The organism is Bremerella sp. JC817, assembly GCF_040718835.1.
GTDB lineage: Bacteria > Planctomycetota > Planctomycetia > Pirellulales > Pirellulaceae > Bremerella.
In genome coordinates this window covers 645,001-659,389 of sequence record NZ_JBFEFG010000280.1, presented here as the reverse complement: position 1 = coordinate 659,389, position 14,389 = coordinate 645,001, and the positions used below count along the sequence as shown (strand labels likewise).

Here is a 14,389-nt window from a genome sequence, read left to right as displayed (position 1 = left end):
CAGAAGGCCGGACTTTCGAGTCCGGCTTTTTCATGCGCGGTTGGCGATGGGGATAACCTGTCGAAAAGCTGTCGAATCCTTGTCGATGGAATGTCAGTCGATGTCGATAAACGATCCCAACGCGTCCGATTCGCCCGAGCAAACCAATCCGTTTGCCTCGCCGCAGCAGCTCGACTCTGGCCCAATCACCTGGCCAAAGATCGACCCTGCTTGGGCCCGGCGGCTGACCTTCGCGGCCGGCATGATCGAGATGCTCGGCTACTTCCGCTATGGCATCGTTCCCGCGGCGCTGGGGTTCATGACGATCAACTTTGCGGCGATCCTGGCAGGACGCTTTCCCACAATCCCCTACCTCTCAGCCTTCTACCTGGCGATCGCAACCTTCCTGCTGTTTGCAGCCTATCAAGCGGTCGACTTCCACTGGATCGAACTCGTCCTGCTGGCAATCGCGGCCCTGTTGAATCTGACCAGCATCGTCATCCTGCTGCTCCCTTCGACGCGAAGCTTTTACCGTGAAGGGAACTAAGTGGGGCGCTGCTAGCACGCTCGATCTTTACGAATCCAATGGGGATAACTTGTCGATAGGCTGTTGGGTTCCTGTCGGTAAGCTGTCAGTAGCCTGTCTCTAGCACGTCGATTGTTTGTCGACAGATGTCGATAACGAAGTTTGCTGGCCCAAGAGAGCGGGCAGAAACGAGTCTCTAGTCGTTGCGAATATCATCGACGTCGATGCCCGGACCAGGGGCCATCGAGAAAGTGACATCAGCCAGATCGTCATCAAACCGGGCCGAGGCCAATCGACAACGGTCGACCGTGCTGATGGCCTGCTTCCCATTGCGGCCGACGCCGAAAGTTGTCAACGTCCAGCTTTCCGCCAACGGGGTTACATCTGGCTGACGCTTGTACTGGACCGTGAGGCGCGAAGTCTCGGTTCCCTCATAAAATGCCGAGCGTCGTATCGGTAGGAATGCATGATCGGGCGACAGCCAGTATTCCCAGGTCATCCGCTGCGATGGCAACCGAACGATATGCAGGTCGCCCATTTGCTCTGGGCCAGCTCCCACATATTGGAAAGCATCCGCGGCCGGAGCCATCGACAAATTCGTATGCTTCAGCGAACCGATCGGCAGCAAGCCATGATTCCAGAACAATGGAATGTCGATTGCCCGAACGATTAGTTGCGAGCGTTTCCCCCCTCGCAGCACCAGCCTTGGCTGCCAATACCGAGCATTGGCCGTCTTGCCATCAAACGCATGCCGGACCGGGTAATACTGCTGGTACTCTTTGCCATCGAACAAGTCGTGCAGGGTCTCGGTCTCGAAGCGTCGATCCGAAAGGTTAAACAGATCGCGCGTCGCTTCCCGGCGGATCCGTGGCCGCGTCAGATCGATGGCGTACTTCACCTGATGTCGAAAATGATAGTCTGTGACCGGGATCAGGTTTCCATCCAGATCCTGCAAACCATGTCGATGAACGGTCCCCTTGCCGGTCACTTCGTACTGGGCCGAGCGGTAGCGAGATTGAAGCTCTCCCCACGCGACGATCGCCTCGGCCACGATCCGGCGGGCTGCGTTTGAATCCGCCGGCTGCGGTTCTTCGGCCATCGCTGAAGGGTTAAAGGGATGCGAAATTCCAACCGCGGCAGTTGCCGCCAGGCCTTGCAGCCATCGTCGTCGATTCGCATCCATGGCGTTCCCTTTCGACTTGGTGGTGGACCGGTATCCCTTTGATCTTGTCATCTTCAAAGATTGCCTCGCCAGAAGCAACCTCAAACGAAAATGGCAATCCATCGGTGCTCTGGTCGCGAATTGGTATGCCGAAGACGTCGCAGCTATAATGAGCGGTTCAGGCACGCTCGTTCGGCCTGGGCCCCTCCCCTTTTGCATCATCCCTCAAGCATCCCCACGAATTCATGAAGCGACGCACCTTTCTTCGTACAACTGGTTTGGCCAGCCTTGGCTTGGCACTACGATCCACCTTCGCGGAAGGAGCTTCGCGTCCGCCTCGTATCTTGCTGCGATCTTCCTGGCAAACCGTCAACATCGGCGACATCGCTCACACGCCAGGCGTCCTGCGAATTCTGCGAGACCATCTTCCAGAAGCGGAAGTCACCCTATGGCCGTCGTACATCGACAACGGTGTGGATGAGCTTCTGCTGACCGAGTTCCCTAAGCTGAAGATCGCTAAGCGCGGCAGCCCGGAACTGAAACAGGCCTTCCAGGAATGCGACTTCCTGCTCCACGGTTCTGGCGCTTCGATTGTTGCCGAACGCGACCTGATTCAATGGGATAAAGAAACCGGCAAGCCGTACGGGATCTATGGAATCACCTTCCCGCGGAAGACTTCGACCTCGACCTCGGCTCGTTCCGAAGCCGCAATGCAGAAGTCGGTTGAAGTGCTGAACAAGGCGGCCTTCGTTTACTTCCGCGATGGCAAGTCGCTGGAACTGGCCCAGAGCCTGGGAGCCAAGTCGCCGGTGATGGAGTTCGGTCCCGATGGTGCGTTCGCTTGCGATCTGCGTGATGCCGATCGAGCGGAAGCGTTCCTCAAGCAAAACAACTTGGAAGAAGGCAAGTTCCTCTGCTGCATTCCACGCCTTCGCTACACCCCGTACTGGACGATCAAAGAGAACGCCAAGTTCGACGAGGCGAAGCATGCCCGCAACGAAGAAATGAAAGAACACGATCATGCTCCGCTGCGGGATGCGATTGTTGAAGTGATTAAGCAGACCGATTTGAAGGTGTTGGTTTGCCCGGAAGATCGCACGCAAATGGCGGTCGGCAAAGAGATGATCTACGACAAGCTGCCGGCCGAGGTTCTCGATCGCGTTGTCTGGCGGCCTGACTATTGGCTGACAGGCGAAGCGGTCAGTGTCTATATTCGCAGCGCCGGTTTGTTCGGTAACGAGATGCACTCGCCAATCATGTGCATCGGTCACGGCGTGCCGGCGGTGGTTTGCCGCTGGGAAGAACAGACCACCAAGGGCTACATGTGGGAAGACATCGGCCTGGGTCAGTGGCTGTTCGATCACGATTCGCCCAAAGACCAAAGTCGCATCGTGCCGACGGTCCTCGATATCGCCCAGAACCCTGAAAAGGCGAAGGCGATGGCTGCCCAGGCAAAAGCATTTGTCGAAAAGCGTCAATTAGCGACAATGCAGACATTGAAGAAAGCGTTGGCCTAATAAACGAAACTTCGCCTTGGCGAAGACGACCTCCCCTAACTGTCACGGAGAATGGAATCATGGCGTGGATTCATGCGGTCTTGGGAGTCGTGTTGCTGTTCTTCGGACGCTCGTTGTACTGGGCGTTCGTGGCGGTGGCGGGCTTTCTGGTTGCATGGGAGTTCGCCGCGTCCGCTTTCTCCGATCTGCCCGACATGATGCGTCTGCTGATTGCCATCGGTGTTGGCGTGATCGGGGCAGTCATTGCCTTGATTGCCCAGCGAGTCGCCTTCGCGCTGGGAGGTGCCTACGCCGGCGCTTACCTGGCGTTGGCGTTCGGACAGAACGCTTCGCCCGAAACGGCACCGATGCTGTGGATTCTGGTCGGAGGGATTATCGGAGGGGTCGCCGCCGCGATGTTGATGGACTGGGCGATCATCATTCTGTCGAGTCTTGTGGGAGCTTGGGCAATTGTGGCAACACTTCCGGTCGCCCCTCCCCTGGCGATGCTCGCTTTTCTGGTCTTATTTGCCGTAGGTGTCGCGGCGCAAGCCAATGGTTTACGCCGCACCACCAATTTGCAAGAGACCGTCTAAAACCAGCGTTTCTCCCTGATTTTCTGGTGCAAAACGCTTCTTTCTGGGCGTGGAAAATCTCTCGATAGCCTGTCGAATGTTTGTCGATGCATTTCCGCCTCTGACAGACTTACGTCGACACTTGGATGGGGATAACCTGTTGGCAACTAGTCGGTAACCTGTCGAAATCACGTCGATAGGCTGTTGTTAACTGGTTGATAGAATGTCAGCCGATGTCGATAACCGGGCGAGCTCGTTCTTCTGCAGCCTCGGCGGCAAGCTGATATAACAGGGAGAGACCTCGTCGAAATCCCTTCTCTGAAAAGGCCGCTGGCTGATGTCGATCGAAGCAATGCTGGATGCCGCGAAGACAGGCAATGTCAAAGCCCAGATGACACTGGGGGTCTGTTACGACATTGGCAAACATGTCGATCGTGACCTGGAGCAAGCCGCGTACTGGTATCGCCAGGCAGCCGAACAAGGTTTTGCTCCGGCCCAGTTCAACCTGGCCGAAATGCTCCGGGAAGGAGCCGGCGTCGAGCAGTCCGCCAGCGAAGCGTTTCACTGGTATGAAAAGGCGGCCATTCAGGGAAACGGCAAAGCGATGTACAACGTCGCCATGATGTACGTTTCGGCCGAAGGAGTCGAAGCGAACAACTTGATGGCCTACGCATGGTTGTCGGTCGCTCTGGGCACCGATGCCGAATCGGTCGAACAAGCCTTGGCAATCGTTGCCAAAGGGATCGGATCGCAAACCGAAGATGGCGATCGCATTGCCGCCGACCTTCGCAAGAAGATCGCGATCCATACTTCGTAGCCGATCGACAGGAATAACTAGAACCACGCATGAGTCAGCCTCCCGAAGCGAATCCGTTCACCTCGCCGCATGGAGACAACCAGTCCCCGCCCGAGATGTCGTCGATGCCGGCTGGCCTGGCGATGGCGGTCTTGCTGGGCATGTTGCTGACGCTGCTGCAGGTGCTCGAGTTCTTCGTGATTGGCTATCACAGCACGGCCCAGCAGTTCAGCTTGTTGCTGGGGGCAATCCTGACATTGGCGATCTCGTCGGGACTACTTCGCCACAGCAGTACGATCTGGGCGATCGCACGTTACTACTTTCTGTTTCATGGCATGACCGCCACAGGCTTTTGCTTGATGGCCTTTTTCTATCTGAAGCCGATGCTGGCGATTGGTTCCGGGCTGATTCAAGCGGCGTTCTGTGTCGCTATTTTTCTGGTCTTGGGAAACAGTCGTGTGCGACAATACCACCTCTTGGAATGCCCGGCCTGTCATCACATCAACTCGGGTGGCGACGATTTACTGTGCCTGCAACGACGCTGTGTCCGATGCGGCTTTCGCTGGTAACAACCGTTCATGCCTAATTCGACGCGACAAAATCCGTTTCAGTCTCCCAAGACCAGTTCGGAAGAAATCCAATCCGAAAACGACGTCGCTGCGCAGAAGGCAATGCCAACACTGGTCGCGATTATCTGGATGCTGTACACGATCGTCGGATTCCTGCATATCGGCGTTGGCCTGGTCGAAGGCAACATCCTGCAAGGGATTGTTGGCTGCGGAAGCTGTTTGATCGGCTTTCTCGTTTTGTATCCGTCGATCATCGCCTGGCTGGGCGGCATCGGTTATGCCACGCTGATGGCCGTTCTATCGGTTGGCGTGGTGACCGCTGGCTATGTCGAGAACTCGATGCTGCTGGTGATTGGCGTGCCTCCCCTGGTGATTTACCTAGCCATCATGGTGTTGTTGATTCAAACGTCGACGCACTATTACTTGCGTCGGAGATGACTGCAGTGGAAGATCCGGAAGACAATCCGTTTCAATCGCCGCGCGAACCCTCGACGAACGTCGAACCACCTTGGCGAACAATTTCTCCGGTGCTGTTCGCGGCGTGGCTCTTATGCATTTTAATCTCATTCGCTCACTTCACATTCGCCGTGATCCTGCCAAGCTCGACGCATGTTCAGATGTGCTTTATCATTCTTACGACCGGAATCCTGCTGCGGCTGGTTCCAGGTCGGCAATGGGTCTGGTTCAGCATGATGGTTTGCTTCGGGATCAGTGGGGTTCTCGCGGCATGTGTTATTTGGCAATGGATGCAAGGTTCAACGCGGGACCTGGTCTGGGTTGTGTTCGCTGGGGCGTACCTGATGGCCGGTACCGTGTTGGCTTATGAAGTCAAACGGCTCTTGGATTCCGACCATGGATGAGAATCCCTATCAATCGCCAGCGACTGAAACCAAACCACCACCCGTCTTGTATACCCGTGGCTATCCAGAAAGCATCCTGGTCGCTCAGCTTTGCGGTTTGCTGATCGGATTGCTTCAGTTCAGCGAAGCGTACAAGAATTGGGGTTCCAACCACTTGTTCGCGATCAGCATGCTTTGGGCCGGTGGGATCAGTCTGTTGGCGACGCTCGCGCTGGCGATTCCCCACAAGCTGACCTCGATGGTGATTCAGGTCTACTTCGCGATTGTTGCCTGGGTTTCGCTGCACCTCATGTTGCTGATTCTGTTCGTGTTCCCAGAGGATCAAATTCAGTTCGACATCGGGATCCTCACGATCCTTCTCGTTATCGGACTTGGGGTGAACACGCTGCGTCCTTCGGCCTGGGACTATCATCATCCGAATCCCGATTAAGGTTCGATGTCGACGGCTGCTCCTTCCCGGGATCGGGCTCAGAAAGTACCATGGCAGGCAGGTTTCTTCCTTTCCCTTCCGCTGAGATCGATCCGTTGAGCAACGTTCCTTCGTCCGACAATTCGCCTGCCAAAAAGCACAACCAGGGTGCCTGGGACCGGATGGCTCGGGGTGGACATCGATTCGCCCAGCCGGCGAAAGAAGAAGACTTCAAAGATCCGCTGAAAACGGTCGACCGTTGGGGCTGGCTTGGCGAAAGCTTGTACGGAAAACGAATCTTGTGCCTGGCAGCCGGTGGTGGTCGCCAAGGTCCGCTCTACGCCGCGGCGGGTGGCATCGTCACGGTGGTCGATATCAGCGGGGCTCAGCTCGAGATCGATCGTCGCGTCGCGTCTGAACGCGGTTTGCAACTTCGCACGGTCGAAGCTTCCATGGACGATCTTTCGATGTTCGCTCCGGCCGACTTCGATATCGTCATTCATCCGGTCAGTACCTGCTATGTGCCGGACGTCGCTCCAATCTTTCGTGAAGTGGCGAAGGTCTTATGCAGCGGCGGGCTTTATATCAGCCAACACAAAACGCCCACCAGTCTGCAAGCCGACATCCAGCGGAGCGAACGGGGCTACGAACTGACCGAGCCCTATTATCGCGACGGTCCACTACCGGAAGTACGCGGAAGTCGTCATCGCGAAGAAGGAACGCTGGAGTACCTTCATCGTTGGGACCAACTGCTGGGCGGAATGTGCCGCGCCGGTCTGGTGATCGAAGACCTGGTCGAACCACTGCACGCCAAGGAAGACGCCGAGCCAGGCAGCTTTGAAGATCGCAGCAAGTACATCGCACCTTACGTGCGGATCAAGGCTCGTCGCATGGGTCAGGCATCGCCTCAGACCGAGAGTGGTGCGTTGTGGCTTCCCAGTTAGTTGTCCAGAAGCGTTGCCAGATGCGTTCTTCGTGGATCACGATCAGGCCAGCGACTAACACGAATTGCCACTGAATCAACGCGAACACCAGCAGCGGATCTTGCAGCGAAGAGACCACCGCTGCCGTCACCAAAACTGGGAACAGGCCTACCAGCATTAGCCCGACGAAGGTTCGTGTACGCTCGGCAATTGCCAACAGCCCACAACCAATCCACGCGGGAAGCAGATAGATCAGTTGCGATCCGCGTTCGAGCGGAGGGATCGGCAACATCGTGACGAAGCCGCATACCATCGCCGCGACGCCTATCAATAAAAAGCATTGAAACAGCGTGACCTGTCGATTCGTTCGATCGGCCTGCCACTGGACGAAGTAAGCGATCCCGAAGCAAACCAGGCAGTACATTACTACGACGAAAAACGTATTGATCAACGACTCAGGCACATCCCGCGAACCGAGTCGAATAATGCGATACAGAAACCAACTTCCCCACACCGCGATCACGGCCGAGAAGAGCATCGATTGGCTGCTTTCACGACGAACGTAGCCCGCCGTGACTATCGCCAGGTATCCGCTGGAAAGCCCGAACAGGACTTCAAATCCGTAATAGGCTGGCGGTAAGAGAAACGCAGTGATGGCAAACAGTACGAGATAAACGCCGAGAAACAGTTTCCGAATGAAGTGCGTGCGATCCATCGCCTCAGTATAAGCTACTGAGGTAGCTGAGGGGCAACCGATTCTTGCCGGCCAGAAACCGCTTCGTCATTCGCGATCGCTTGAATGGCCACGATGCCGGCGATCATCAGATAAAAGCTTTCCCACGCGATGACCAGTGGCAAACGATTCCAGAGCGTTGGCAATACCCACGCCGCGACGGTCGAGATAATGAGAATCGCACCGAGGCCGATCACCAATTGTCGCTGACGATCGATGATCGATTCTGACAAGGTCAACGCGACGACCATCACCGGGCAACTCCAGACCATCAAGCCTGGTAGCGCGATCGGTAGTTCTTCCCAAGGAAAGTCACTCTGCAGAACCGCAAAGCAAACAAACGTGGCCGCGGTGGTGATGGCGAAGATTGCTGAGAGCGAAAACTGCGGGCTCTCCTCACGCGTGCCCATCCGATACATCATCGGCATGGCAACACTAAGCAAACCGAACACGCCCAGAACGATCGTCCAGTGCAGCATCGGAATCTTGTCCATCGATCCCAACAGAAAGCTGCCCATGGCCAGGCATCCCAGCATGGCAACCGACCACCAAGGCCATGCCCGGGGACTTCGTATCCAGCCGGCAGCGACCAGGCCAATCTGTCCCAAGACCAATCCCAGCATGCAGCCGAAGATGGTTGGCGATGGTTCGATCTGATGAACGTTCGCAGCGATGGCGACGTCGACACAGATACTTGCCACGGCTAACAGGGATAACAGAAAACGACCAGGAGTAATCATTCCTCCATACTGATTGGGACCGAATGAATTTTCACCTCTTCCTTCGATTGGCTTCCTAAAAAATCACGATCATAAAAGTCCGGTTGTGCGGCTTGCTTCCGTTATCCGACATCGCTTCGATACAGGTCCGTTTGAGGAACAACGTTGCAAATTAGGGCTACTCTCGGCAAAATTACCCCTAAGACACACCCCACCCCACCCCAACTTACTTTCCCACGCTAAACCATGACCAACGAATCACTTCAGGAAATCGTCTGCTGCATGGGGCAGCCTGTGGCCGGCAATCCATCGCAGTTCATGATGGAACGTGCCTTTGCCGCGGCTGGCCTCGATTGGCGATACCTGACGCTCGAGGTTTCTCCCGAAGACTTACCGGCTGCCGTGGCCGGGATGAAAGCGATGGGGTTCCGAGGTGGCAACTTCACGATTCCCCACAAAGTGGCTGTGATTCCACACCTCAAACGACTGAGCGAAGCGGCTGAACTGATGGGTGCGGTCAATTGCATCTACTTTGAAGAAGATGGCTTCGTGGGGGAGAACACCGACGGCAAAGGCTTCGTTTCGGCCCTGCAGGAAGTGGTCGATCCGGAAGGTAAGAAGATCGTGCTGCTGGGTGCTGGTGGAGCGGCTCGAGCGATTGCGGTGGAGTTGGGCCTAAACAAAGTGGCGTCGATTGATGTCGTCAATCGCGATCCCGGGCGAGGCCGCGACCTGGCGAATTTGCTGAGCGAAAAGGTCAGCATCGAGTCAAAGTGGATCCCGTGGAATGGTTCGCACGAGTTGCCAGAAGATGCCGACATCGTGATCAATGCGACCAGCATTGGCTTGTGCGATTCCAGCGAGATGGTTCCGGTCGAAGTCGAATCGTTTCGCGACTCGATGATCGTGGCTGACGTGATCTTCAATCCACCCAAGACGCGGTTTCTGTTGGCCGCGGAAGAAGCCGGCTGTCAGACGATCGATGGCCTGGGCATGCTGGTGAACCAGGGCGTGATCGGTTTCAAAATCTGGACTGACGTCGATCCTGATCCGACCGTCATGCGAGAAGCGCTCGAAGAGTATCTGCAGATCTAAGCAGGTCGGTTACCACAGCGCATAAAAAACGAGGCCCCCGAAAACCGAGGACCTCGTCCGAATCATCCCGAGACGTTTTCACGTCGTTCGGACATTACTCACTTGGCTTGGCGATACCAATCACGCCGACACCGACGCGTGGACCAGCAGCACCCGATGGCTGGCTCTTCAGGTCGTCAGCCTTGGCATGAACGACCAGCGAGCGACCGAGGATCGTGTGCAGTTTGGCACCCTTGGCCTTCACGTCGATTTTGGCTTCGCCGCTTTCGTCGGCGGTGATGTTGCCCAGGTCGCCCACGTGACTGTGTTCACCAGGAGCGCCATGTTCGTGCCCTTCTGGATTGTAGTGACCACCGGCGGCGGTACCGTCGGCCTTGGTCAGATCGCCGAATTCGTGGATGTGGAAACCATGTTCGCCTGGTTCCAGGTTGATCACTTTACCGGTCAGATGGATGTAACCATCTTCCTGTTTCAGCATGATCACCCCTTTCACGTCGCTGCCGCTGGTCGAAGCGAGCACGGCGACGGCCGAAGTTGGCACGTGAGCCATTTCAGCGTGGTCGGCGTCGCCATGGGCGTCTGCCTTGGCGTCGTCAGCAAGTACCAGACCTGGCATAGCCAGTAGCAGTAGCGTGAGACTGAGGATAGTCGATTTCATGTTGCGTTCATCTCCTGCAGGGATGTTGGGTCGTTACGATCGCCGACAGAAACCTATCTGCCGGCGCGTAGACTCGCGCGAAAGTCTCCGACTATTGTTACGAATGTCTCAGACTCGTTCCACCGACCTGGAAAAGTTTGACCCACCCTTCACAGTCCAGCGGAAAATCGCGAACACGACACTTGGGAGCAGCGGAACATCATGCAGCGTGCTGCAATTTGTCGGCGACCAGTTGTTTCATCCGGGCTGCCGAATCGCGGCCAAACTGTTTCTGCAGCTTTCGCATGTAGGGATGAATCAGCCAAACCATCCAGCGTTTGTTGCGAGAAAACGCCAGGATGTCGTACCAGACATCCCCGTTGGAATCCATTTCGACCAGAAAGCGTTCTTCCCCCGCCTTCAAATGTGCTGGAAGTGTTCCGTAAGCGAAGCCGAATCGAGGAGTGTGCAAGGTATCGTCGATGACGTATACAATCCGGCAGGCATTCATCCAATACATGCCGACCGCTTTGCCGACGATGCAGACAGTTTCCCCCTCGCGAATGGCCGTTTGGTGGGGTTTGGCAGAAACCCACCCAAGGTCAAATTGTTGCCATTTCCCTAACGCTTCTTTCGCCTGACGGAAGGCCTCGATGCCATGCCCCAGCTTGACCCGGGTATGATCGACCTGGAAACCGCTGGGCGGAGTCGTGGCGGTCTTCCCTTGATGGCAATACGTGAACTTATGCTGACGCTGCCGCGCCAGGAAATGTTCGACCGTGTTGGCATCGGGTGACGAAAAATGAAACATCGCGGTTGATAGAAGTAAGCAAAGAAACTGTTTCCGGCTAAGTCGGTGGAACCGTAGAATCGAACCTGACACAACTTGGATAAGCCAAAAAACGAAGTTCTATGATGCCCCTGGACGATGAAACTGCTGGTTCGATCCGCAAAACCGTGCTCGTGACCGGTGCTACCGGTTACATCGGAAGCCGATTGATACCGCGGATTCTCGAAACGCACGCCGTTCGCTGTCTGGTCCGCGATCGGGGTCGGGTTCCTGCGTCGTTTCGCGATCGCATCGATGCGGTCGAAGGGGACGTCATGCACTCGCCTACCGTTCGCCAGGCATTAAAAGGGGTCGATGTTGCGTTCTATCTGATCCATGGCATGGGCAATGGAACCGACTTCCAGCAAAGCGATCGCATCGCTGCTGAAGGATTTGCAAAAGTGGCCCAGGACGAAGGGGTCTCAAGAATCATCTACCTGGGCGGGCTTGGAGACGAAAACGATCCTGAGTTGTCCCCCCATCTGCGAAGCCGCCATGAAGTGGGCGAGATCTTCCGAAACAGTGGTGTTCCGACGATCGAACTGCGGGCTTCGATTGTGCTGGGCCCTGGCAGTTTGTCGTACGAACTGATTCGTTCGCTCACGCAGCGATTGCCGATGATGATCTGCCCGCGCTGGCTCTCGACACCAACGCAACCGATCGCCACCGACGATGTGTTGAGCTACCTCCACCAGGCGATCGATCTTCCGGCCGAGCAAAGTGAATTGTTCGAGATCGGTAGCCAGGATGTGGTGACCTATGGCCAGTTGATTCAAATGTACGCGAAAGAGCGAAACCTGCGGCGACTGTTGATCAGTGTGCCGCTTTTGACTCCTTATCTTTCGAGTCTTTGGCTGGGGTTGGTCACGCCGACCAGCGCCGATGTTGGCCGGCATTTGATTGAAGGCCTGCGCAACCCAACGGTCGTTCGTGACAACCGGGCCCTGAGCCGCTTCCCGCATCAGCCAATGAGCACCTCGGAAGCGATCCGCCAGGCTGTGGCCGCCGAGGGTTAGCCGGGGCCTACTTCTTACGCGGGACTAGCTCCCAACTGTCCAGATTCCAGCATTGGCCGGGCGGGAAAAGATCGAAAGTGGCAAACCGGCCTGCTTCGCTATCAGCGGTGGCGGTAGCTGCCAGCGAAATAGCCTGGGCGGTTCTTAACCATTGCCAAACGCCCGGGCGGCGTAATCGTAGGCTGCGACCGTCTGGATGAGGCGTTTTCGCAACGTCCGTCCTGGTTGCTCAACAGCCAGCTCGGCGTAATGAGGCGTTCGGTAAACTTTTCCTTCTGGTTAAGCTAGCAGGTAGCAACCTTTCCTAATGCGTTCAGTTTGTCAAAAAAGCGGATTAGTTCGTCGGCAATTCGATATGAAATCTTGAAAGAATTTCGTTCGCTGTAAGACTAGATGAGGTATGCTTTTCCAGCTGAAAACGATCAGCATGGCAAACTTTAATGTTTGCCAGGCAGCACGATTTTTGCGAGTCTAAACAGACTCAACTGCGTGGAAGAGGCGCCCCGTTTAAGGGAGTAGAACCGATCTGGAGCGAGATGGATTTCGTCGGCGGATAGGCCTCGGTGGTCGTATTCGAAAACCAACTTGGTCAGGAAACTTGAACCATGAAACTCGCTCATCTTAAGAAGGTGTTCGTAGCCCCGGCACTGCTAAGTGCCTTGGGCATGAGTGCCAGTCCGGCCGTGGCTCAAAGCTGCGGTGGCTGTGGCCCCTCGTACAAAATCGTCACCCAGACCGTCTACGAAGAACAGCCGGTCACTGCCTATCGCCTGGAATATGACCGGGTCGAAGTGCCGAAGCAGGTGACGTCGTATCGCCCTGTCTGGGAAACCGAAATGCGCGAACGCCGCTTCACCGTGGCCAAGCCAGTGACAGAAACTTCGGAGCGTGAAGAACGCTACACCGTGATGAAACCGGTGTGGGAAGAACAGATGCAGGATCGTAGCTACGATCGCGTTCGCATGGTCAACGAGACCGAAATGCGCGAACAGGTCAACACGGTCCTTCGCCCGGTGACCGAAACCCAGTACTACGATCAGCAGACGGTTGTTCGTCGTCCCGTGACCGAAACGGTGATGCAGAACCAGACCGTCACTATGTATCAGCCACAAACCGTTTGCCGTACCCAGTACGTCGATCAAGGTGCTTACCAGACCAGCCAGGTCTATACGCCAGGCGCGGTTCGCAACCGTCTGCGTTGGACCACCGGCCAGACCTATTTGGATCCGGTGACCGGTCAGTACATGTACGACCGTGGTGGTCTGCACTGGATTCCTCAGCAGCAGCCAGGCACTGTCAGCAACGTGACCCAATACGTGCCGAACGTGGTTGCTCAGCAGGTGCCGGTCACGCAGTACGTGCCAACCCAGGTCACCCAACAGGTGCCAGTCCAGCGCGTTCGTTACGAAGACGAAGTCCAAGTGAACCGCATTCCTTACAACGTCACTCGCTACGAACAGGTCCAGCAGGTCTCGCAGATTCCTGTCACCGTTCAAAAGCAGGTCGTCGAGCGTGTCGAGAACGTCGTGCCGGTGAAGGTCTGCAAATGGGTTCAGGAAGAGGTTGTCCGTAAGGTTCCTGTTTCGACCACGCGTATGGTCTACGAAGAACGGGTCGAACCTTACCAGGTGAAGGTCCAGAAGTGGGTTGCTGAAACCAGCACCGTCACCGAGGTGAAGAACGAGCCAAAGTGGGTTCAGTACACCTACACCAAGCGCGTTCCTCGCACCGTCACCATGCGAGTTCCTCTGGATGCCTATGGCAACCCGGTATACGTCGCTCCGGCCCCAGCGGCCGCCGCACCAACGCCGGCTGTTTCCTCCTCCAACAGTGTGTTGACCCCACCAGGAACTGTTGTTGAACGTCGTATCATCAACAACACTGTCCCCCCTTCTCCTCCGACCGAGGACCAGGAAAAGGACGCCAATAAGATCAACAGCGCGAAGGGGAACGACAATTCCGCCTCCCCAAGCGACGGCGACGACACCGGTCGTCCTGAACTATAGAAACCAATACGACCAAGTTGGTAACCTAAAGGGGCCCTTTCTCACGGAAGGGTCCTTTT

Annotated in this window: 17 protein-coding genes; 12 read left to right on the top strand and 5 right to left on the bottom strand. The window is 56.1% G+C overall.

Going from position 1 to position 14,389, the window contains the following annotated elements:
* Positions 1 to 100: 100 nt before the first annotated feature.
* Positions 101 to 526 carry a hypothetical protein gene (locus AB1L30_RS21080; protein WP_367015704.1) on the top strand — a complete coding sequence of 142 codons (426 nt, stop codon included), beginning with the start codon at positions 101 to 103 and terminating at the stop codon, positions 524 to 526.
* A 175-nt stretch (positions 527 to 701) separates the two neighbouring features.
* Here the strand turns inward: AB1L30_RS21080 and AB1L30_RS21075 are convergent, their stop codons facing one another.
* Positions 702 to 1,688: a hypothetical protein gene (locus tag AB1L30_RS21075; protein WP_367015702.1), complete on the bottom strand. Its 987-nt coding sequence runs from the start codon at positions 1,686 to 1,688 to the stop codon at positions 702 to 704.
* 224 nt (positions 1,689 to 1,912) lie between these two features.
* On the opposite strand from AB1L30_RS21075, the gene AB1L30_RS21070 reads away from it, so the two are divergent.
* From AB1L30_RS21070 to AB1L30_RS21035, 8 genes are all read left to right on the top strand, one after another.
* The gene (locus AB1L30_RS21070; protein WP_367015700.1) at positions 1,913 to 3,184 is read left to right on the top strand and encodes a polysaccharide pyruvyl transferase family protein; all 1,272 of its coding nucleotides are present in this window, start codon (positions 1,913 to 1,915) and stop codon (positions 3,182 to 3,184) included.
* Positions 3,185 to 3,243: 59 nt separating this feature from the next.
* Entirely contained in the window at positions 3,244 to 3,759 is a 516-nt protein-coding gene (locus tag AB1L30_RS21065; protein WP_367015698.1) for a DUF4203 domain-containing protein, read from the top strand.
* A gap of 316 nt (positions 3,760 to 4,075) precedes the next feature.
* A complete protein-coding gene (locus AB1L30_RS21060) occupies positions 4,076 to 4,555 on the top strand; it encodes a tetratricopeptide repeat protein (RefSeq protein ID WP_367015696.1) in 480 nt (159 codons plus the stop codon).
* Positions 4,556 to 4,584: 29 nt separating this feature from the next.
* Positions 4,585 to 5,103, top strand: a complete 519-nt coding sequence (locus tag AB1L30_RS21055; protein ID WP_367015694.1) for a hypothetical protein — start codon at positions 4,585 to 4,587, stop codon at positions 5,101 to 5,103.
* A 9-nt stretch (positions 5,104 to 5,112) separates the two neighbouring features.
* Positions 5,113 to 5,541, top strand: coding sequence for a hypothetical protein (locus AB1L30_RS21050; RefSeq protein ID WP_345089157.1), 429 nt, complete (start codon positions 5,113 to 5,115; stop codon positions 5,539 to 5,541).
* Positions 5,538 to 5,963 carry a hypothetical protein gene (locus AB1L30_RS21045; RefSeq protein WP_367015692.1) on the top strand — a complete coding sequence of 142 codons (426 nt, stop codon included), beginning with the start codon at positions 5,538 to 5,540 and terminating at the stop codon, positions 5,961 to 5,963. The genes AB1L30_RS21050 and AB1L30_RS21045 overlap by 4 nt, the downstream gene beginning before the upstream one ends.
* Entirely contained in the window at positions 5,956 to 6,393 is a 438-nt protein-coding gene (locus AB1L30_RS21040) for a hypothetical protein (RefSeq protein ID WP_367015690.1), read from the top strand. The genes AB1L30_RS21045 and AB1L30_RS21040 overlap by 8 nt, the downstream gene beginning before the upstream one ends.
* A 50-nt stretch (positions 6,394 to 6,443) precedes the next feature.
* Positions 6,444 to 7,316 (top strand): class I SAM-dependent methyltransferase, encoded by an 873-nt coding sequence (locus tag AB1L30_RS21035; protein ID WP_345089166.1) that lies wholly within the window; start codon positions 6,444 to 6,446, stop codon positions 7,314 to 7,316.
* On the opposite strand, the gene AB1L30_RS21030 is transcribed toward AB1L30_RS21035, so the two are convergent.
* Positions 7,249 to 8,010, bottom strand: coding sequence for a hypothetical protein (locus tag AB1L30_RS21030; RefSeq protein ID WP_367015688.1), 762 nt, complete (start codon positions 8,008 to 8,010; stop codon positions 7,249 to 7,251). The two genes, AB1L30_RS21035 and AB1L30_RS21030, sit on opposite strands and share 68 nt — an antisense overlap.
* Before the next feature lie 14 nt (positions 8,011 to 8,024).
* Positions 8,025 to 8,768, bottom strand: coding sequence for a hypothetical protein (locus AB1L30_RS21025; protein WP_367015686.1), 744 nt, complete (start codon positions 8,766 to 8,768; stop codon positions 8,025 to 8,027).
* Positions 8,769 to 8,993: 225 nt separating this feature from the next.
* Here AB1L30_RS21025 and aroE point away from each other — a divergent pair, with 225 nt between their 5' ends.
* Positions 8,994 to 9,842 (top strand): shikimate dehydrogenase, encoded by an 849-nt coding sequence (gene aroE, locus AB1L30_RS21020; RefSeq protein WP_367015684.1) that lies wholly within the window; start codon positions 8,994 to 8,996, stop codon positions 9,840 to 9,842.
* 94 nt (positions 9,843 to 9,936) lie between these two features.
* Here aroE and AB1L30_RS21015 read toward each other — a convergent pair whose 3' ends face one another.
* Together AB1L30_RS21015 and AB1L30_RS21010 are read right to left on the bottom strand one after the other, a co-directional pair.
* Complete coding sequence (locus AB1L30_RS21015; RefSeq protein ID WP_345089177.1) at positions 9,937 to 10,500, bottom strand: superoxide dismutase family protein; 564 nt, start codon at positions 10,498 to 10,500, stop codon at positions 9,937 to 9,939.
* A 199-nt stretch (positions 10,501 to 10,699) separates the two neighbouring features.
* Entirely contained in the window at positions 10,700 to 11,290 is a 591-nt protein-coding gene (locus AB1L30_RS21010; RefSeq protein WP_367015682.1) for a DUF1990 domain-containing protein, read from the bottom strand.
* A 101-nt stretch (positions 11,291 to 11,391) separates the two neighbouring features.
* On the opposite strand from AB1L30_RS21010, the gene AB1L30_RS21005 reads away from it, so the two are divergent.
* Positions 11,392 to 12,324 carry an NAD(P)H-binding protein gene (locus tag AB1L30_RS21005; RefSeq protein WP_367015680.1) on the top strand — a complete coding sequence of 311 codons (933 nt, stop codon included), beginning with the start codon at positions 11,392 to 11,394 and terminating at the stop codon, positions 12,322 to 12,324.
* A gap of 605 nt (positions 12,325 to 12,929) precedes the next feature.
* Positions 12,930 to 14,330 (top strand): hypothetical protein, encoded by a 1,401-nt coding sequence (locus AB1L30_RS21000; RefSeq protein ID WP_367015678.1) that lies wholly within the window; start codon positions 12,930 to 12,932, stop codon positions 14,328 to 14,330.
* Positions 14,331 to 14,389 lie beyond the last annotated feature (59 nt).